The 19,783-nt window shown below is 41.2% G+C and carries 16 protein-coding genes; 7 read left to right on the top strand and 9 right to left on the bottom strand.

The features are described from left to right. Positions 1 to 6: 6 nt before the first annotated feature. Positions 7 to 1,494 (bottom strand): lipopolysaccharide biosynthesis protein, encoded by a 1,488-nt coding sequence (locus tag IM792_RS15480; RefSeq protein ID WP_228085154.1) that lies wholly within the window; start codon positions 1,492 to 1,494, stop codon positions 7 to 9. A gap of 517 nt (positions 1,495 to 2,011) precedes the next feature. Between IM792_RS15480 and IM792_RS15475 the strand changes: the two genes are divergently transcribed. After that, on the top strand, positions 2,012 to 2,995 hold the full coding sequence (locus IM792_RS15475) for a glycosyl hydrolase (RefSeq protein WP_194102801.1): 984 nt from the start codon (positions 2,012 to 2,014) through the stop codon (positions 2,993 to 2,995). Between the two features lie 63 nt (positions 2,996 to 3,058). On the opposite strand, the gene IM792_RS15470 is transcribed toward IM792_RS15475, so the two are convergent. From IM792_RS15470 to IM792_RS15460, 3 genes are all read right to left on the bottom strand, one after another. Beyond that, positions 3,059 to 3,595 carry a pyridoxamine 5'-phosphate oxidase family protein gene (locus IM792_RS15470; protein ID WP_194102800.1) on the bottom strand — a complete coding sequence of 179 codons (537 nt, stop codon included), beginning with the start codon at positions 3,593 to 3,595 and terminating at the stop codon, positions 3,059 to 3,061. 159 nt (positions 3,596 to 3,754) lie between these two features. Further along, positions 3,755 to 5,125, bottom strand: a complete 1,371-nt coding sequence (locus tag IM792_RS15465) for an exonuclease domain-containing protein (RefSeq protein ID WP_194102799.1) — start codon at positions 5,123 to 5,125, stop codon at positions 3,755 to 3,757. 967 nt (positions 5,126 to 6,092) lie between these two features. After that, positions 6,093 to 6,338: a hypothetical protein gene (locus IM792_RS15460; RefSeq protein WP_194102798.1), complete on the bottom strand. Its 246-nt coding sequence runs from the start codon at positions 6,336 to 6,338 to the stop codon at positions 6,093 to 6,095. A 553-nt stretch (positions 6,339 to 6,891) separates the two neighbouring features. Between IM792_RS15460 and IM792_RS15455 the strand changes: the two genes are divergently transcribed. Then, positions 6,892 to 7,116, top strand: a complete 225-nt coding sequence (locus IM792_RS15455) for a hypothetical protein (RefSeq protein WP_194102797.1) — start codon at positions 6,892 to 6,894, stop codon at positions 7,114 to 7,116. A gap of 19 nt (positions 7,117 to 7,135) precedes the next feature. Here IM792_RS15455 and IM792_RS15450 read toward each other — a convergent pair whose 3' ends face one another. Together IM792_RS15450 and IM792_RS15445 are read right to left on the bottom strand one after the other, a co-directional pair. Then, the gene (locus IM792_RS15450) at positions 7,136 to 7,531 is read right to left on the bottom strand and encodes a response regulator (RefSeq protein WP_194102796.1); all 396 of its coding nucleotides are present in this window, start codon (positions 7,529 to 7,531) and stop codon (positions 7,136 to 7,138) included. Positions 7,532 to 7,862: 331 nt separating this feature from the next. Next, positions 7,863 to 8,516, bottom strand: a complete 654-nt coding sequence (locus tag IM792_RS15445) for a LysM peptidoglycan-binding domain-containing protein (protein ID WP_194102795.1) — start codon at positions 8,514 to 8,516, stop codon at positions 7,863 to 7,865. A gap of 373 nt (positions 8,517 to 8,889) precedes the next feature. On the opposite strand from IM792_RS15445, the gene IM792_RS15440 reads away from it, so the two are divergent. After that, positions 8,890 to 9,240, top strand: a complete 351-nt coding sequence (locus IM792_RS15440; protein ID WP_228085152.1) for a Bor family protein — start codon at positions 8,890 to 8,892, stop codon at positions 9,238 to 9,240. A 12-nt stretch (positions 9,241 to 9,252) separates the two neighbouring features. After that, on the top strand, positions 9,253 to 10,761 hold the full coding sequence (locus IM792_RS15435) for an FAD-binding protein (protein WP_194102794.1): 1,509 nt from the start codon (positions 9,253 to 9,255) through the stop codon (positions 10,759 to 10,761). Positions 10,762 to 10,790: 29 nt separating this feature from the next. Here the strand turns inward: IM792_RS15435 and IM792_RS15430 are convergent, their stop codons facing one another. Then, a complete protein-coding gene (locus tag IM792_RS15430; protein ID WP_194102793.1) occupies positions 10,791 to 11,750 on the bottom strand; it encodes a hypothetical protein in 960 nt (319 codons plus the stop codon). 266 nt (positions 11,751 to 12,016) lie between these two features. Here IM792_RS15430 and IM792_RS15425 point away from each other — a divergent pair, with 266 nt between their 5' ends. Continuing rightward, on the top strand, positions 12,017 to 12,742 hold the full coding sequence (locus tag IM792_RS15425) for a helix-turn-helix transcriptional regulator (protein WP_194102792.1): 726 nt from the start codon (positions 12,017 to 12,019) through the stop codon (positions 12,740 to 12,742). Positions 12,743 to 12,747: 5 nt separating this feature from the next. Here IM792_RS15425 and IM792_RS15420 read toward each other — a convergent pair whose 3' ends face one another. Continuing rightward, a complete protein-coding gene (locus IM792_RS15420) occupies positions 12,748 to 16,767 on the bottom strand; it encodes a cache domain-containing protein (RefSeq protein ID WP_194102791.1) in 4,020 nt (1,339 codons plus the stop codon). Positions 16,768 to 17,146: 379 nt separating this feature from the next. Between IM792_RS15420 and IM792_RS15415 the strand changes: the two genes are divergently transcribed. Both IM792_RS15415 and IM792_RS15410 read left to right on the top strand, forming a co-directional pair. Then, on the top strand, positions 17,147 to 18,226 hold the full coding sequence (locus tag IM792_RS15415) for a hypothetical protein (protein WP_194102790.1): 1,080 nt from the start codon (positions 17,147 to 17,149) through the stop codon (positions 18,224 to 18,226). A 4-nt stretch (positions 18,227 to 18,230) separates the two neighbouring features. After that, complete coding sequence (locus tag IM792_RS15410) at positions 18,231 to 18,467, top strand: helix-turn-helix transcriptional regulator (RefSeq protein WP_194102789.1); 237 nt, start codon at positions 18,231 to 18,233, stop codon at positions 18,465 to 18,467. A 115-nt stretch (positions 18,468 to 18,582) separates the two neighbouring features. On the opposite strand, the gene IM792_RS15405 is transcribed toward IM792_RS15410, so the two are convergent. Then, positions 18,583 to 19,611 (bottom strand): LLM class flavin-dependent oxidoreductase, encoded by a 1,029-nt coding sequence (locus IM792_RS15405; RefSeq protein ID WP_194102788.1) that lies wholly within the window; start codon positions 19,609 to 19,611, stop codon positions 18,583 to 18,585. Between the last annotated feature and the right edge of the window lie 172 nt (positions 19,612 to 19,783).

Genomic DNA, 19,783 nt, shown 5'->3' with positions numbered 1-19,783 from the left:
TTTAGATTAGTTTTTCTTTAAAAATAAGCGCTTTAATTCATTCCCGATAAACAACCATATAAGCGCGAAGTATGTTATAAACAACAGTGGCGCACCCACAAAAAATGTGATGTGCAGGTAGTTTGACAATAAGCCCACCCCTGTTGCGGCTACTAAAGCAATTAAACACGGCTTTAATGATTGCAGCAGTTCCATAGTTGATATTTTGATGGTTAGCAAATACTTAAAAGTATACTGCGCTATAACCACTAATAAAAACTTGTTGAACACAATAGCTACAGCCGCGCCAATAATGCCGAATTTAATGGTTGCATAAGCCAGGGTTGGTACAAATATGGCTGCCTTGATCATTTGCAGTTTCATATCCAGGCCTGGTTTGCCTAAGCCGCGTATGAGGGCGGTGTTACCGCTAACCATAATTTGGAACATTACCGAAATTGACAGGAACCTTAACGGCATAATGGCCGAGCGCCACTTCTCACCAAATATTTGCAGGATGAATGAGTCGGCAAAAATGGTGAAGAAAAGCATGATAGGGAATACGAATAAACAGTTGATCTGTACTACACGTAAATAATATCGTTTTAGCAGCTCCGGATCATCCTGCTTTTTTCCGTAGATTGGATACATTACGTTATTTACTACCGCCATAATACGACTACGGAAGGTATCGGTAACAACAAAGGCGAATGTGTAGGTACCTAATAAGGTCGCTCCTAATAAACGACCGATCAGCAGGTAATCAATATTATTATAAAAGTAAGTGAATACGTTTGCTCCTGTTGTGTAGGCTCCAAAGCCAAAAACATCCTTAAATGCCTGCTTATTCCACTGAAGTTTTGGCAACCAGCCGGTAGCCTTATAATACAATGGCATCGCGATAGCATAAATGGCAACTGTATTAAACACCAATGCCCATATACCAAAACCAGCCAATGCCAGGCCGATAGCTGTAATACCGGCCAATATATTAGCTGTATTATCAATAAGAGCTATGCGTTTAAAATTCATGGCGCGGGTTAGCTGCGCCTTGTGTACCAGGTTTACAGGGTTTATCAGGATAGCTAAACTGATCACCGGTATTATGGTGTTCAACATTGGCTCATGATAATAGTAGGCCGCCAGCGGACCAACAGCGAAGCTTACAATAATATATAGCGTTGCCGACCATATAATGCCCGTCCAAAAGGCGGTATCAAAATGGGCGCGTGTTAGCTCCTTGTCCTTACGTTGTACCAGCGCTGCATTGATACCCAAATCATTAATTACCTGCATTAGCCCTGAAAAAACGGTGGCCATACCTATAATACCAAATTGCGATGGCAATAAAAGCTTTAACAGTACAAGTTTAACAATAAAGGTGAACGACTGATTTACAATGAGCTGAATAGCATTCCAGATAATGCCGGTCTTTATTTGCTGTTTATCAGTTTTAGCCTCATTGATCATGGCCGTATCATTAGTATTAACACTTGTGCTGTAAGCGTTTTCCATAAGTCATGATTGTATTTTGGTTCGAATATCCGACTTAGGGAACAAAAGCCCACACACATTTGACCGTGTGCGCTGATAATGTGGTAAAATGAGAAAATGTGCGTGAAAATTAAGAACAACAGGCTTTTTGAAAGATATTTAAAACCCATCAGAAACTTATTTTCGCTGAATTTAAATTAACTATTAGTTGTTATTATTAACTGTTTATAAGACATTTACACACTTTCCCACCAAACGATCCAAGTTCAAAAATTAAAATTTATCAATAATTAGGAGTATTTCGTACAGGTTAAATAAAAAACTCCGAGTAATATTGAGAAAGTGGCAACAAATTTCGGTTTTGTTTGTAGAAAATCACATTTTTTCACGTCCTTAGCATAACTATTAACAATTGATTGACATGCTTAAACACTACCCCCGCGCAACGGCGTATGCGCTTCTCTTCGCCCTATCTGCAATTGCATCCTCGTGCAAGAAAGAAACATTGGTACAACCCGAATCACCTACACTTGGTGCAATGTCTCAAGCTAAGGATGTTTTGATGTCTACTTCAAAAGTATCATCAGTAAAATCAAACCTTAAATTGGGTGTAAATGGCCACATGGGTGATGCTCCGTATTTACAAACACCATGGAGTAAACAAGTTGACATGCTTAAGGAACGGGGCATGGCCTACTACCGCATCAACGTGCAAACCAAATCTGATGGTACCGCATCAGCTTCCGCTCATCTCGAAACCTTAATGGCTGCTGCCCGCGCTAAAGGTGTGAGCCTTTTCCCGATGGTGTATTTAAGGACTTTGGACTTCAAAAAATCCGAGTCAGAAAACTACAGTATGGGCAAAACCCTGGGTGCTAATTTTGCCGGCAAGTATGGAAAGAATTTCACCTACTACAATTTAGGTAATGATGAGGAACTGGACTTGCTTTATCCAGGCAAATCCGGCGAGAAAGCTTCACATTATGATGCTGAGAAATTTAAACGCACAGCAGCCTTTTTAAAAGGTATGGATGAAGGCATCAAATCAAAAGATAGCGATGCTAAAACCATCGTCAGCGCAGGCTGGTTACACTGGGGCTTTTTACAAATGTGCGAAGACTATGGAGTTAAGTTTGACCGTGTAGGCTACAACTGGTACTCGGATATGGAGAAGGCTGTTGTAAAAGCTCCTTATTACATTGATGACATTACTGTAAAATTGGCTCAGTTATTCCCCGACAAGCCAATCTGGTTCACTGAGTATAATTTCAGATACAAATCAGGAAGCTCAACTAACGAGGCAGATCAAAAGGAATTCATCAGAAACTTTACAAATAAATGCAAAGCAAACCCACATGTTAAAGTGGCCTGTATTTATGAGTTATTTGATGAGCCATACAAAAGCTACCAGGAATCAAACTACGGTTTAATAAAATGGAAAAGCCAGTACACCAGTTTCCTTGAAAAAGCTTTGAATATTTCAAGTATACAAGATTTATTATCTGATACTTTGCATATATAAGTAATTTAAAATTATCCAATAATAAAGGTGCCTGTATATTTTACAGGCGCCTTTGTTGTTTAATTATGCTTTCAGATCCCCTTCTATCGAATCGTCAATTGTAGTACCCATAATAGCGCCTGCAATTTGTTTAACAAAGGCAATGGCGTTACCATGCTTGTTATCCCAATAATGGCCTTGCGTTGGCGATACCTTGATGATGCTGATACGCGAATCACTCTTACCCTCGGTAAACCATACCTTTAATATCGGGTCCCACAGTTCGTCTATCTTGTTGCGGTCGGTTACTATTTCGGCAATGCCGTAAACGTTTAAAAAGCCTGAATATGCCGAGCTTTGAAACAGCAATTGCACAAACGGATCGGCAGCTATTTCTACGTTTTTGTGGCTGTCGTTAGCGCTTAAAAACCACATATCGCCATTATCGTCAATTTTTTGCGGCGACATAGGGCGTGTTGAGAAAGGTAAACCTGTGCGTATGTTACTGCAAAAAAAGCAGGTATCGGCCTTTTCGGCTAACTGCTTAAGTTTTTTCCAGGCTTCGTTGCCTTCCAGGTTCTCAATATTATCTTCGGGCTGATTGGCGTTAATACTATCCATAATGTTTTTCGTTGTAGGTAAATTATTGATAGAATAACGCATGCCCATCAGTATTGTTTATACAATAATGTGGGCGTTTCCCTACGGGCCGGGCTATCCGCTCATACGCCTGCAAGGCCTTAGCCACAGGCCGGTATCCGCTTCTATCCCTAACGCAAACTACGCACCGGCAAAAACCAGCTTCCGCTCCGGAAAGCGCGCAGCATAGCCCGATACAATATTGCGTATATAATCATTCCCCGGGTATGGGGTGAGGTGGGTTTTGAGTTGCTGAATATCATCAGCCCTAAAATAGTGGGATATATAGCCCATACCATAAAAGCGACCTTTTTCGATCAGTATGCAACTATGCTCGTCAATAGTGCGGCCTTCATCGCGTATAGCAAAGGTGGGCAATGCCGCGTTTAACGATTCAATGGCCTGGTTAACCCTATCATTATAATCATCAGCCGTCATGCCACCGCAGCAGGCACAGGCATCTTTATGTATGCTGTTACATTCGGCATTGTTTTTTTGCACAAAGCATAGTTTAGGGCATAGGCCAAAAGTATCTATGAGTTGGTTAAGCAAACTATATCCCTCCAACATAGAGTTACAGGTATACAATGGCATTTGGTGTTTGCGGTGCTTATCAACCGCCAGGCGTACGTATCCGCGCTGGTCAATATAATCGTACAGTGCATAGCCTTGCTCAAAGCGTTTAAGCGAGCGGTTGTACTGTGGCCAAAGGCGTTTTATCTCCACAGCCTCCAACACAAAAGCGATCAGCTCGGTGCCACATATCTGGTAGCTGATGTTGTAAATATTCTTCATAAACTCCTGTCGCTGCCGCCCGGCGTTGTTGCCGGTAAAATGGCTGCATACACGTTTTTTTAGGTTTTTGGCCTTGCCCACGTAAATTACCTTGCCCTTGCTATCATGAAAATAATAAACGCCGGGCGTAAAGGGCAATTGCTCAATATATTGCTTAGGCAGGTTGGCAGGCAACACCTGCTCCTTCGAGTTTTGTTTAAGTGCCTTGGTAATATGCTTATCCGCATCTGCAGCTAACAGCATGGTGAATAATATTGCCGTAGCCTCGGCATCGCCAGCAGCACGGTGCCTGCTGTTGTTCACTATACCCAATTGCGAACATAGCTTACCCAAACTATACGATGGAAAGCCCGGCATTATTTTACGCCCCAACCGCACGGTGCACAGTTTATTACAATGCAAGTCGTACCCGGCTTGCGCCAAATGGAACCTAACGAATGAGTAATCGAAATTTACGTTGTGCGCTACGAATATCTTACCTTCCAACAGTTGGAAAATATCATGAGCTACATCCTTAAACAGCGGTGCATCCTCAACCATTTGGTTAGTAATACCGGTAAGTGCCTGTATGTATATGGGTATTTCGCGCTGCGGATTGATCAGGGTATCGTAGCGTTTAACCACCTGCACCCCATCGTGTATACAAATAGCTATCTCTGTAATGCCATTGGCATTGGCATGCCCTCCCGTCGTTTCAATATCCACAATAGCGTACATAGTTCAAATGTACTACTTTTTGACAAAATGCTAAATAATTTAGTTGAGATAGTATTGGCTACAGAGCTACTAAATTTTGAGAAAGAGCATATTCCTTAAAAATCCTATAAAAACAAAAAAGGCGTTAATGCTTAGGAACATTAACACCTTGATATTTTTTAAATCAATAGCAATCCTTAAGGGTAAGGGAGTAGAGCGTGTCTACATTTACTATTAGGCAATATTTAGCCCAAACTTTTTACTTTAAATACAATCCCCAATAAAAAAAAATAAAACATTGATTAACAGATAATTAATAAGTTAAAAATCATAAATCAAACTCACGATTAATCAAAAAGATAATTTACACTTAAAAGAAATGTTGATTTATAGCCTGACCTTGAGGTATTGCTGCCCCATATACCTTTCCCATTATGGGATAATGGATTTACATTGATAAACAGATTTAGCGATTGAATTAAGATGCATTAAATGACGGATTTTTTAGCTTAACAGCTATCATACAAAAAAGGCGTCGATATTAAATATCGACGCCTTTTAATCATTTAATCAATAGCTCCCTTTAATTGGGGATAAGGGAATAGGATCAACCTACATTTACTATTAGGCAATATTTATCCCAAAGTTTAAAATATTGAACAAATAAGTACCCATCAATGTAAATAATCTTATAAATATCTGCATATCAGTATATTAATTACTTTACAAATTATAAGATCTACTGAGGCTATCAATATCAAATCACGCATACAAAAAAACACGATGGGGAATATGAGAAACCATTTCCTTACGGTGAGGTATTGAAGCAACGAAATTTTATATCTGAAAACTGGAGAAAAATTCCCGGATGGAAATTCAGGGAAATACGATACTATCTATCCCCTTGGGTTTGGGGATAATGACTTAAAGGAAGGCACACTTTAAGGTGATGGGACAGGCAATTAATAAATCAATAAGATACAAGCTCTTATTGATTTATTATGCTGTGGCTATTCATTGATGAAATGATGAGGTCTTTATAACGCTCAAGCAGATCAATGTATTTATCCTTCCACGGAATATCGTTGTCATTACTTGTTGGTGTAGTTTTTCCGTAGGTGCGAATATTGGTTACCAGGAAATCATCCTTGGTAAACAGCTCCGGAAAATCATCCGAAAAATCGTGATGTATGGCTACCCCGATACGGAAGATGATATCTCTTTTTAATGACATGCATTGAAACCAATTGTAGACTGTCCTTCTGTTGACACTGAGATCAGACGCGAGCGTTGAAAGGTTGATCCCACGCTTTCTGACCACGTACTCTACTATTTTCCCTTTGTTGACCATTTTGTTGACTATTTATTTACAATAACTACAAACAAATTTGTTTAATCGTTTCACATAATCAGCCCACTCAAAAATAAAGATAGTCAAATATTTCTATAAATATTAATTATTTATCAAATACTTGATTAAATTTTTATGAATTTGTCAATAACGCAGTGTGAAATGTGCACACTTTGCTTTAAAGAAATAAATTGTTCAAAAACGTGCTGTCAAAATCACAAAATACCATATAATTCTCATTAAAGTAAACAAGTTATACTTACACACAATAATTAATATTACAGCATAAGCACTACTCATTACAAATTGAATATGTATAAATATTTCACAATACTTACACATATTTAGTCCACATAGCTAAAATGCAGATTAGTAACAAATTGAGAATTTATTTTTTAAGTATATTTAACAGTATCTACATATACTTAAAAAAACAATGCAACGCAGCAAACAGCACATTATTAACAGGGCGAAAAACGCAATAAATTATTTAGCAAATGATAATGAATGGATAAACAAATCCATTGTATCATTACCTATCCTGATTAATGATGGCATAGCGATCACCGCGCACATTGTACGCTTCAGCATTATTAGTAATGGTGAGCAAAAGGAATGGCAAGCTACGCACCTGGATGGCGCGGCCATAGCGATACAATAGTCGCTTTAAAAGAATTTGTTTACGATGCGATGTTCTGCTCAGCTATATCATACAGCTGTTGCTTAGATACGGGCTTGCTCATGAAACCCTTAACGAAAGGATATTTTTGGGCGCGCGATTGCTCGTCGCGATCGATAGATGAGCTTAGTATATAAATTACCGGTTGTTTGCATAATACATCCTTGATCTCGCTCAGCTCTGTTAAAAACTGCCAGCCGCTAAAAGGCATATTCAGATCCAGAAAAATAAGATCGGGCAGGTTATCTTCATCCTCACAGTTCTCTTTCATCCAGGCTATGATATCAGCACCGTTACTGGAGTGAGAGGTGTTCTGAAAAACCTCGTAATGATCAAACATCTTTTGCATGATAAGGTGCTCCACCGGATTATCATCTATCATCAAAGTTATATACATTGCAATACACTAAAGTTAACCATTAAACTATTTGTGCTAATTCATACAACCAAGATCATACAAGATGAATGCACTTAATATTCAGTAATTTACAATTAATTATCACGACAAAAAATTAGTTAAAACTGAGGTTTCACACTTTTTACCAAGCTATATTTACCATTTTGCCACATAGTTTGTGCTGCAACCGCTATTAAATCAATTAAAACGGGTTTTTAGCTTTTATAAAGTAACAATCAATACACATTTGAGAAAGGTTTTGGGTTGAAGGATGTTCCTAAGTATTTACTCCCTCAAGTTGTAAACGCTATAGTTAAACAATAGTTTCCCATCAACCCGTAAATTTCCCCCATAAACTATCCGGCCGAGTAAAAACCGTAGGTGGTGTTTCCTGTATGGCATCACTAAACTTTCTATCGTTACCTGAGCTGCAATGGATCACCTTTTTCATCACCCCGTTGCTAACTTCGGACACTATACCTACGTGGCCTATTAACTTACCCGCACCGTATACTACAATACAACCCGGCTCGGGCGTGGTTATCCGTTCAAAAATACCGGCACTACTGTTAACATCATCAACCATCGAGTCGGTAAATATCCAGCCGCCATATTTTTTGTAGAATGGGATATTGGTTTGGCGCGACAGACCTAACACCCAGCACACAAAACCACTGCAATCGCACAGTCCACCACCATCGGGCAGCGTTGCGGCGGGTTTCATACCGCCACTACCTAACTTGTACCTAATGCCTTTGTTAATTGCCGAACGGGCGCGGCTTAATAACGCTGATACCTCGGTAGGCAACACAAGCTGCGGATCGGGCGGAACATCGGCCATGTTGGGCACCTCTATCACCTGCCCTACCACCAACTTGTTAGGATCAACAATTTGCTTATTGGCCGCTATAAGTACGGCTATGGGTATTTTGAACTTGGCTGCGATCTTACTTAACGAATCGCCTGATTTAATGGCATATTGCATGGCAGTAGGTTGTAGTGTATAAATGTTAATGAGATAGTTTTTTAAAGATCAAAAACTCCCGGCGCCGAGCCCGGAGATATACAGGTATAATTAGTTATAATAAGATTGATAGCAACCTACACTGCTCCTCCCGGCATCAGCTTATAACAACTTCATCAGCATGGTAAAATAAATGCGGTTCATCGGCATTGTGCTGCTTAGGTACAAGCAATTTCAGTAAAAGTATTTTTACAAAAAATAGCTATAAATAGTCATTTTATATGTGCTATATAATTAGTAATTACCGTTAAAACACCCTGCCTTTAAAGCAGCAGCTGTTACTATATTTACACCTATATTACAACCTATTAATCAAATACTTAACCTTACTATCATGACAAAGAAGCCGTTACTATTTAAGCGAACCTTTAGCCACCTGCTATTGGTACTATCTTTCCCGCTTATGCTGAGCAGTTGCTACACCTACCGGGTTGAAACCAAGGCACAGGCAGGCACCGAGGTATCGCACGCCAACGTACATTCCTTTTTTTGGGGAGCCATTAAAAAGCCCGCTGTTATAACCACCCCGGTATGCGACTCGCTGGGCGTTAATGGCGTTGCCGAGGTAACAGTAAAATCAAACTTTGGCTACTCATTTATCACCGTTATAACATTGGGTATATGGAGCCCGAGCAGAGTGGAATGGAAATGCAGTAAACCTTGTCAAAAAGTTGGTGGACTTTAATCTATATCTATCATGAAAGTAGTTAAAACAGCCAATAAAAGTTGGGAAAACAGGCACGAGGTGTTTGTTGAAGATATAAACGACATGTATATCCCGGGCAACGAAAGTGCCCTCGATGCGCTGGACTCATACAACGATGCCACCAAAGGGCTACAGCAACTTATTGCCGATGCCATTGCTAACAATACGCCGCTAAGGGCATTGGGTGCGGGTTGGTCGTGGCCGAAGATAGCCACTGTTAAAAACGGCGTTATGCTGGACACCAAACAGCTTAATACCGTTTTTACCATATCGGCACAAAGTGTATCGCCTGCTTGTGCCATTGAACCCCGTAAGTTGCTATTCGCGCAAAGTGGTAATTGTATTTGGGAACTGGAGAGGTTTTTGTTTAATAAGGGTATGTCGCTCCGTACATCGGGCGCCAGTAACGGACAAACCATTGCCGGTGCCATGAGTACCTGCACACATGGTTCGGCATTTGATTTTGGATCGGTGCCCGATTTTGTGGTTGGCCTGCACATTGTAAGCGGCGCTAACAAGCACGTTTGGCTGGAAAGAGCGAGCGCGCCCATAGCATCGCAACAGTTTATTGATAACCTGCAAACCGAGCTGATCAGCGATGATGATCTGTTTAACGCCGCGCTGGTTAGTTTTGGCAGCTTCGGCATCATCCACGGGGTGATGATTGAAACCGAAGATCTGTTTTTGTTAGAAAGCAGCATGGAGCGTATACCTTATGATGATGGCCTGAAACATATTATGGATACGCTTGATTTTAGCCAGGCGACCGGCTTGCCTAATGGCACCGAGCGGCCATTCCACTTTTCGGTACTGGTAAACCCGCACGATATTGATGGCGGCGCTTATGTTACCACCATGTATAAAAGGCCATATACTACCAGTTACAGCAAACCTGTAAGCAATACGGCAGGTATTGGCCCGGGCGATGATGCGCCGAGCTTTATCGGCCTACTATCGGGCATGGCACCCATTATTACACCGCTGATGGTGAACAAGGTACTCGCGGCATCGCTAAACATACATAGCAAACAAATAGGTACGCTGGCCGAAATATTCAGCAACACTACCCTGCGCGGCAAATTGTTAAGCGCGGCCATAGCCATCCCACTTGCCGAAACCAGCCGGGTTGCTGATATATTGATAGAGATTAATAAAGATGGTAATCCATTTGCGGGCTTGTTCTCGTTCAGGTTTGTTAAGGGGACAAAGGCTACGCTGGGCTTTATTAAATTCCCGCAAACCTGTGTATTTGAGCTCGACGCGGCTTTCTCCAACGATACCCATCTTTTTTACGAACGCGTTTGGACCCGGCTCGAGGCCGAGAATATTCCCTTTACCTTCCATTGGGGCAAGGTTGGCGAGTTAAATCCGGAACGTTTAGATTATATGTACGGCGATAGCATTGATAAATGGCTACAAGCCCGCCAGCAATTATTGGATGCCGATACCCGTAAGATTTTTAACAACGCGCTATTACAACAATGGGGTATGGATGCATAAGCAACCATACCCCATCAATATGATCTACCTTACAACGTAAGCTTACTTACCGAATAATTAATAAAGCTTGTAAAGTATATATACTTTTCGTTGTTGGATAAAGCTATTTGCGCATTGCCGATCTGAGCCAGGCTGGTTATAGTTTTTGGCTTACGTGTGTCGTTTGTAATTACCTTAAGGGTGCCACTATCGTTAAGATAGATCTTGTACCCATCTCTGCTAACAGCCATGCTTCTTACACCACCCGCTTGCAGGTTTGATAAAATACGTGCAGCAACTCCTTTACTGGTGTATTTATACAAGCCCTGATTTGAAGCAACATATTTAACGCCGTTAGGGCAAGTGGCAAGCGCTGTAATAAAGCCTGAACCCAAGTCGGCATAATTATAAGCAAATGTAGCAACCTGCTGTCCGGCATTTTGATAATACAATGAAGAATTGATGCTGAGCCAAACCTTTTTCCCATCAGGGTCTGCATCTAACCCATCGATAGACTCATGCAATGTAGCTATGCCGTTTGAACTTATTGTGCCACCCAATTTGAAATAGAACATAGCGTCATATCCAATTACAACAAAAGTACCGTCATTTAAAACAGCTATACGCCTGGGAGTACTAAACGAATAATCGCTATTTGGCGCTGCCGGCGGCAACTCAACTGTACTTACAATAGAGTCGCCTGTTACCTTACGTATAGCATCGTTACTAAAATCGCACAGGTACAACGAGCCATCTTTATTAACCCAAAGGCCTTCAATACCGCCAAGTTTAGAGTCCTTAGCTTTTCCGTCCTGATAACCGTAGCCGTTACCACCTGCTATTACACGGATCACAGGGGCTGTTGTGGCTTTTAAAACAGTGATTTCTTCGTCGTCGGTAACCGAAGTTGGTTGAACAATCTCGTCAGCATTACCCTTACATGAGTAGAGGCTTGAAATTAAACACACGGCAACAATAGTTGCTGTTTTTGCAATGTTAAAGGTTCTCATAGGTTTGATTTTTATTTTCGCAAAAATCAATATTTAATTTTAATGAAATATTGATTTTATTTTAATGTTGCCCGATTGTATATAATACACACTTACAAGCCAAAAAACGCCGTTGTAATACTGTTTTACACAGCTAAAGGGACATTATTAAAAACTTATTAATATTATTAATATATAACACATAAATTTAGTTTATTATCTGACTTACAAATACTTATAAACTATTTCACAGCACCGTCCCTTATATCTGTTAACACCCGTACGCCATGAGTATTGTTACACCAGGTTATTCAACTATAGAGATTGCTAACCAAGCCGCGCTATTTTCTTTTAACAACAAAATAAGCTCTAACCAAATTAATATTGAGGATGTTGGGAACTCCATACCCGGTAGCGTTATGGTTCAGGATATGGACAGCCTTACCAATGTGTATATGAACAATAATGGCTGTGAGATATTAAAGCACAGCAAAGAAGAACTGAACCACTTAGGCCCCGAATATTATAAAATATTTTTCCCGGCCGAAGAAATAAATATGATTATGATGGAGATCAAAAAGTTTTTGCAGCTTAATGATCCTACACGTATATATTCTTTTTTTCAACGTGTACGCCCCGATAGCAACAGTGATTACAAATGGTACCTGAGCAATGTAAGGCTACTTAAACCCACCGCACCCGGCGAAAGTATTAAACTGATAAACATTGCCTTGGCTGTTGATAATATATCATACGCTGCAAAAAAAATAAACTCGATATGCGAGCAAACCAATTACGTAGAGAAAAACTATTTTAAATACCTGCAACTCACCAAGCGCGAAAAGGAGATCATTTACCTGATAGCGAGCGGCTATAACAGTCGTTATATATCTGATAGTCTTTTTATTTCGCTACATACGGTAAATAATCACCGTAAAAACATTATCAGCAAGCTCAATGTAAAGGGCTTAGTTGAGTTGATGAAGTTTGCCGTGGCATTCAGTATTGTATAGCTCTTTTACGATGCCTTTTGCCCGCTGCTTTCAAACATGCTGATCATTTTAAGCACGGCAGGTAGCGCAGCCGTTAACACGCCCAAATAGGTTATAATGGTTGAATAACTCTCCTGCTGCGACGCGAACAGAAATGCCAGTGCCGCCACAATGAGTATGGTTAATGGGGTTTTAACCTTATTCCAGTTGCCATTATCGGTTATTTGTTTGCGTATCAGCATAGCCTCGGATGTGCCTATAGCTGTAAGTATAAAGTTGCGGAAGCCTTTGTTGAACAGATGTAGCACCCCATTGCGCCGAATGATCAACCCTTTGCTGATGAGCAGGGTAAGGTTATAATCATCAAATGAGTTTACAAGACTATCCTCAGCCAGATCGTACAGTAAAAACTTCTCCTCCTTAGTGAGCGATTGCCATATATACATATAAAAATACTGCGATGTTACCTGCATCTTAAACGCCAGCGAATCGCCATCGAGATATTCGGGGTCATCCTCATCAAGCTTGCGCAATGTGGTTACCAGCGGTTGCTGCATCTTATTTAAAAAATGGGTGTGGTTGGTTTCCTTTAACAGCACCTTTTCCCAGGTTTGCAGATCATCGGCTATTTTAATTTTGCTCGCGGTAAGCATATCAATAATAATTTTGAAATGCCCCAACAGCACATGCCAGCGTTCCAGATCATGCTCCGGTTTGCGGCCATCGGCTGTTAATACGGTACGCTCGTTCAATGATTCGAGGAAGTTTACCGGGTGCACCGTCGAGGTAATAAATATCTTGCTCTTGTTACGCTGCAACAGCTTCTCTAAAAAGTTAAGCTTTACGGAGTTGGTCAGTTCGCTTTGTATATCGTACTCAAAGTGATTAACTATAATGAGCGCATAATCGCCCTCGAGGGCTTGCTTCGCGATGTTCGTCCAATCGCAACTGTTTTTGAGTTCTTCGGCATCGTCGGGTATTAATATCATATCCACAACCAATACATTGTCTTTAGTTGGGTCGGCGGTATTGAGCACGGCTAATTTATCATCCTTACCCTTGATCTTTTCATCGGCAATAAGCTGCTTTATTTTTTCGAGCTTGCCCGAGCCCGGCGACCCGATAATGAATAGCAGCGAGTTAAGTTTTGAATCGGTAATGATCACCCTATCTATCTCCTGCCAGCCGGATAGCTTAGGCAAATTGATCGCGAATAGCTTAAGGATAATAAGGTGCAGCATGCGCCAAAACACAAACAGTGTTATTAAAAGCAGAAACCAGTAAAATATGCCGTTATTCTCCAAAGGCAATATGCCCGGCAGCTTATAATTGAACTGGAACGATGATAACTTAAGATACCTGCCCGATGATAATTTATATGATGTACAGGCTGTACCGCTATCAAACAATCCGCTAAATATTAGCGCGTTGCCGGGGTTGTTGTTATAAAACTCGCCAACACCTACCCTGCCCGATATATCATAACTGATATTATTGAACAGCAAGGCAGCCCGTGTTTCAGCGTAGGATGGCCGAGATCTTTTTGGCGAATCGGTTGTAAAAACGGGGGGCTTAATCCAAACGCCATCAACATAAACATTGGTTAATTTGGCGTACGTGGTATCGTTAAGCGTTGGTGTAGCCTTTAACACTTCCTTTATAAAAAAGGCGTGGCGGTACCTTGACATTAAGGTTTCCTGGTAATTGTATGATGATGCATAAAAAAGCGCTACCGGTATACCGCTTGTAATGATAAGCCGGGTAAATATCATGAACGAGTAGCTGCAACTAAAGTCCCAAAAATCAGCATACATTTTACTTTTCAGATCGCGCAGCTTGCTGAAATATGTATTTGAGGTTTTGATGAGCAGCCATGTTAAAACAACAAGCAGAGCTTCATGGCCAATAAGCAGCCATACATCGCCGTGTAGTATGGTTATGGCCACAAAATTTATCAGCAGCATAATAATAACCAGGGCGGCGTTGCCCTTCATCTTCTCGGAGTATTTGAGCGACTCCATGCGCCTGTAAGCCCTCGAGTATAATATATTTACAAACAATGTTACCGCCGTAGCCGACAACAACAGCATGAACAGGAACTGCAAAAAGTTGGCAATGTTATAAAATACAATAAGCAGCACTATGTTGAGCACATTCAACACTATGGCCAGGTTATATTGCCTGTGATACCGCATATCAGGCCGTATCCACGATATATCAAAGTATTGTTTCTCAAAAAACGAGCGCTTGCGGCACAGCACGTATATCAGTAACAGCTGAATAACAAATATCAGGAAGAACACTATGAGCATGTAAAAACTGAAGGAGAATATCTTGATATCCCGCATGTTTTTGAATGATGTACTCTCGTAAACCACTACATAATACGGCAGGTTATCAATAGGCTGGGCATAAAAGTTATAGGTATCGCCGGCATAATCGGCCTTAAAAAAATCGCTTCCCTGGCTGGTGATCAGTCCGCTGAGTTTTTGCTTTACCGATACTTCCTCCAAAAAGTTCTCGTTCAGGTTCTTTGTAGTATCTGAGTGATATAATACCCGCCCGTCGTTATTGATGATACAGTAACTCAGCCCCTTGGGCAATATAGGTTTATTGAGGCATTTAAGATTAAAAGTAATAGCGGCCACCGGCGCATCGCGGTTAATGGATGGCACGGATAACACGGTGGTAAATTTACCACTCGTCCATGATACTATCTGATCAACATAGTATGGCTTACGCAGATCGTTATCTACCAAATAAGTCTTATTGGTGATTATATTCCTGAAGTACTTGCGCTCGGTATAATTGGCCGGGGGCGAGTTATCATCCTGAGCCGACCAATTGTTTACCTCTACCCCATTGGCACGTATCCAATATACCTTACTTATCTCAACTACTTTGAAAACCGAATCGATGATTTTGCCATAGCGCAAACGTATGGTAGTACTGTCCAGGTTTTTTGCTGAATCCTTTACGCCCAAATTACGCAGATCATAGCCCAGCTTTCGGTCGCGCCGTATGGTATCGAGTTTGCGGAGCAGGTTGTAAGTATTTTTCAGTTCGGCCGTGTATCTGTTGCTTATGCTATCGGCCAAGTTGCTTTTTACCTTGGCGGCCTCCGTTTTTTCGGGCAGAAAAAAGGTATTGTATTTAAAGAACGCGAAAAATATCAACGACATTAACAGCATTGATACCGCGAATGATGATATACCATCCATAACGGTCAACCTATCCTGGTTACCCATTTGGTATAGCTTTATCCAGGGCATAGTAAGCACCACACCCATAGCAAAGGTTAACAACAACAGCACAACATTTTGCGGCAGTTTGGTACGCTCAAAATTATAGGTGCTGTTGCTCAATAAACCGGTTACGGTAACCACCGAATCTTTCAGGCTTAATTGCTGGGCAAACAGTTTGTAGTCGCGGCCACTCATGTGGGTGGTTTTTATCTGGCCTTTTAAAAAGCTGCTCTTTTCTGTTTTTAACGAATCGCTTGCTATGGCCGTAACCCCGCTCGGAAAGCTTTGGTAAATGATCTTGCCGCTTTTTAGTACCAGATACTCGTCAAAAATATTACGCTCGAGCAGTGGTTCAACAAATTGCTTTACCGAGTATTTTAAACCGGCCTGATAACCACCCTTGCGCAGGTAAATAAACAGTACCGACTTATTGAAGGTGATAACGCTCATGCTATCGGGCAGCGGCTTACCATCTTTAGGTGGTTCAAGCTTTTGCACGGGCAACAACACAAAACGCTGGCGCGGGTAATTAGCTATATACTCCTTAAGCCTTGTGGTATCAAAAACTGGCAGGTTCTTTTTATGGGTGATGAGTATATTGTTAAGCAGCGCTAATGAATTATCAATTTTGGCCTGTACATTTTTCTCGATGTTTTGCAGGCATTTAAAATGGCGCTCCTCTACCTGTTTTTGGTTATTGGGGATGTAAATAAAAAAATACAGACTCCCTAATACAATAACAAAAAATACGGTGATCAATACAACTACCTGATTTTTACTGAACGAGAAAAAATTTTTCATTACTGGTGTGTTTGAGCCGATGGTAAGCCTACGTTATGCCATAGATAGCTAATAATATTTACTATTGTAAGGCGCTGTGGGGCTTATTGCGCCTGTTGTTTAGCACTGTAATTGGCCAGCGCTAAACATAATATTATTGCGCATACTCATCAATAGCTATTTATAGCTACAAATACACATAAAATACTACAGATGTGAGGCTTGCAATCAAATAAACTTTCTCACTTTTTACAAATATTATGTATCCAATTTGTACATATCTGTATATATTTTAATACTTAATTTAGTTTAAATACCACCAGGCTGATCAAACTTGTTTCAGGCAACAAAAAACAACGTTCCCTTTGTATCAGCCGGATATGCTCAACCAATTTTTACCATGAAAACCGTTGCTCACTTCCCGCTTTTGTGTGCCGCCGCGCTATTTGCACTGGCCGCATGCAAAAAAAATGACGCCGTTAGTCCGCAAGCTAATGCTGCTCAAGCCGACTTGCAGATGGCGGCTGAAGAAAACGGCTGGCATTTGCCCCTTACGGTAAAAACCATAGCAGGCTCTGTTAGTGAATCGGGATATGTGGATGGAAAAGGCAAAGAGGCCCGTTTCTCTTTTGCAGATGGCATTGATGTAATGGATGATGGCACCTTGTATGTTGCGGATCGTTATAACGACAAAATTCGGAAGATCACACCCGACGGAGTTGTTTCAACTGTAAACATCCCCAAAAACAACGAAGGACATGAATTATTAGGACCATCAACCGTAAGGGTACAAAAAAATGGCACAATCAACATCTTAACTTATGATGTGTATTTTGTTACAGGTGATAAAATTTGGATAATAAAGCCAAACGGAGATGTATTGACACCGAAATACAAAACATCACCGGATAATACACTACAAAATTTGTACACTTATAATGATCTGCAACGTGACCCATATAGTGATTTCTTGTTAATAGGAGGCATTTTCCGTGGATATACAGGCATGAGGTCTGCCGGTGTTATAGAACGTTTTGAGATAAATGATAATAAGATAGGAACGAATGCCTTTCACACCCCCATTGAGGCTTTTGATAGCCACACCGCCAATACAAGAATCACAAGTTTTTTTAGCGGATACAACGGTGTAAAATATATCGTGATAGATCAGAAACAAATATTCAAGCTCACCAAGTCGGGCGTATTTGAGCGTATCTATAAAAACTTGTCGTTTCAGCGCATTACAAGTATCGTAGCCAATAAAGATAGCCGTACGCTTTATATAGCTGAATTAGGAAAGTTGATGGCCATTACAAACGGCAAATTAGTTTTTTTGGCCGGGCAACAAAAACCACATGATGGTGGTGACGGAGTTGGCTCAAGCGCTGATGTTGGGGCCCACAAACTTGCACTTTCAAAAGATGAGGGCACTCTATATTTCACCAATAATAGCAGCGTACGGAAAATGCTGTTAAGATAATACGATGATATACACTAAAAACTCATTAGGCTATATGCGTGTAAGGATGGATCTGGTATTGGCCAATATCAGGAGGAGCCGGGAGGCTTTGCATTTGTCGCAAAAGGAGGTGGCAGATAGGCTCAACATGTCGCAAAACGCTTATAGCAAGTTGGAACTTGGCTACACCAAATTAACCCTGCAACATTTTTTACTGATAGCCGATGCGCTTAATGTGCCGTATAAAAACATATTAGAGTAGTGACGCGGTACCAAGCACATTAAAACCGAATTCTTTTCATCAATTAAACATAAGATTAGTTTAAGCCCCAAACAGCGAGTGTAAGGGGCTTTGTTATTTCTTGTAGTTTATGATATTAAACAGCTGGTGCGGTTACATTTTCATTCAACTCCTTAACCACATCAGCAAACATGCGGTATGAGTTTAGCCGGGCTTCATGGTCAAAAATGTGCGATGTGGCCATTACCTCGTTCACGCCTGTATTATCTAAAAAGTTTGATAGCTCGTTTTTTATCTTATCGGCACTACCAATAAATGAGTAGGTTAGCATGCGTTCGGCAGCTTCCTGCTGGTAGTACTCCCAAATACCGTCCATGCTGTCAACCGGTGGTTGCAGCAGTTTACGCCTACCCGTTACTATACCCAAAAACAGTTGTTGTAGCGAGGTAGATAGTTTGGTTGCCTCGACATCAGTTTCGGCGGCTACCACGTTAACACAGGCCAGCACATAAGGCTCGCTCAGGTATTTTGATGGTTTAAAATGCTCGCGGTAATACTTAATGGCCGTCATGAAATGCGTTGGCGCGAAATGACTGGCAAATGCATAAGGCAAACCCATCTCGGCGGCTACATAGGCGCTCTCAGGACTCGAGCCCAGTATCCATATCGGTATATCCAAACCCTCGCCCGGGATTGCCCTTACCTGGCTGTTCCAGTTATCTTCAGAGAAAAACATTTGCAGGCGCTTAATATCATCCGGAAAGTTATGTTCCAAATGAAAATTCTCGCCACGTATGGCCAAAGCCGTAAGCTGATCAGTCCCCGGCGCCCTGCCCAAACCCAGATCTATACGACCGGGATAAAGCGACTCGAGCGTACCAAATTGCTCGGCAATAACCAAGGGCGCATGGTTAGGCAGCATTATACCGCCAGAGCCTACACGTATAGTTGATGTACCACCGGCAATATGGCCTATCAATACCGATGTTGCCGAACTGGCTACATTCTCCATATTGTGATGCTCGGCCAGCCAAAAGCGGGTATAGCCTATGGCTTCGGCATAACGGGCCAAATCAAGGCTTTTTACAAAGGTTTGCTGGGGCTTATCGCCTTTCACAACCGTTGCCAGATCAAGCACCGAATATTTTATGTTTGATGATCTCATGTTTTTACAGATATATAAATGCAAAGGTCTGACTGAATGGGCAGATTTTAAATACCACACCCGGTATTTGACATTCAGAGTATAAACTATGCAGTCAGTGTAGAAGCAAAAAGCGGCCTCATTCATCATGAAACCGCTCTCTGTACATATTATTTAGCCTAAGCTGTATGTG

The sequence above is a fragment of the Mucilaginibacter sp. JRF genome, assembly GCF_015223065.1.
Lineage (GTDB): Bacteria > Bacteroidota > Bacteroidia > Sphingobacteriales > Sphingobacteriaceae > Mucilaginibacter.
This window is presented reverse-complemented; position numbering and strand designations above follow the sequence as displayed.

What these genes read in the sequence shown, in the direction of transcription:
- IM792_RS15480 (WP_228085154.1), bottom strand. Translation starts at nt 1,494, where the DNA reads ATGGAAAACGCTTACAGCACAAGTGTTAATACTAATGATACGGCCATG.
- IM792_RS15475 (WP_194102801.1), top strand. Translation starts at nt 2,012, where the DNA reads ATGTCTCAAGCTAAGGATGTTTTGATGTCTACTTCAAAAGTATCATCA.
- IM792_RS15470 (WP_194102800.1), bottom strand. Translation starts at nt 3,595, where the DNA reads ATGGATAGTATTAACGCCAATCAGCCCGAAGATAATATTGAGAACCTG.
- IM792_RS15465 (WP_194102799.1), bottom strand. Translation starts at nt 5,125, where the DNA reads ATGTACGCTATTGTGGATATTGAAACGACGGGAGGGCATGCCAATGCC.
- IM792_RS15460 (WP_194102798.1), bottom strand. Translation starts at nt 6,338, where the DNA reads ATGTCATTAAAAAGAGATATCATCTTCCGTATCGGGGTAGCCATACAT.
- IM792_RS15455 (WP_194102797.1), top strand. Translation starts at nt 6,892, where the DNA reads ATGCAACGCAGCAAACAGCACATTATTAACAGGGCGAAAAACGCAATA.
- IM792_RS15450 (WP_194102796.1), bottom strand. Translation starts at nt 7,531, where the DNA reads ATGTATATAACTTTGATGATAGATGATAATCCGGTGGAGCACCTTATC.
- IM792_RS15445 (WP_194102795.1), bottom strand. Translation starts at nt 8,516, where the DNA reads ATGCAATATGCCATTAAATCAGGCGATTCGTTAAGTAAGATCGCAGCC.
- IM792_RS15440 (WP_228085152.1), top strand. Translation starts at nt 8,890, where the DNA reads ATGACAAAGAAGCCGTTACTATTTAAGCGAACCTTTAGCCACCTGCTA.
- IM792_RS15435 (WP_194102794.1), top strand. Translation starts at nt 9,253, where the DNA reads ATGAAAGTAGTTAAAACAGCCAATAAAAGTTGGGAAAACAGGCACGAG.
- IM792_RS15430 (WP_194102793.1), bottom strand. Translation starts at nt 11,750, where the DNA reads ATGAGAACCTTTAACATTGCAAAAACAGCAACTATTGTTGCCGTGTGT.
- IM792_RS15425 (WP_194102792.1), top strand. Translation starts at nt 12,017, where the DNA reads ATGAGTATTGTTACACCAGGTTATTCAACTATAGAGATTGCTAACCAA.
- IM792_RS15420 (WP_194102791.1), bottom strand. Translation starts at nt 16,767, where the DNA reads ATGAAAAATTTTTTCTCGTTCAGTAAAAATCAGGTAGTTGTATTGATC.
- IM792_RS15415 (WP_194102790.1), top strand. Translation starts at nt 17,147, where the DNA reads ATGAAAACCGTTGCTCACTTCCCGCTTTTGTGTGCCGCCGCGCTATTT.
- IM792_RS15410 (WP_194102789.1), top strand. Translation starts at nt 18,231, where the DNA reads ATGATATACACTAAAAACTCATTAGGCTATATGCGTGTAAGGATGGAT.
- IM792_RS15405 (WP_194102788.1), bottom strand. Translation starts at nt 19,611, where the DNA reads ATGAGATCATCAAACATAAAATATTCGGTGCTTGATCTGGCAACGGTT.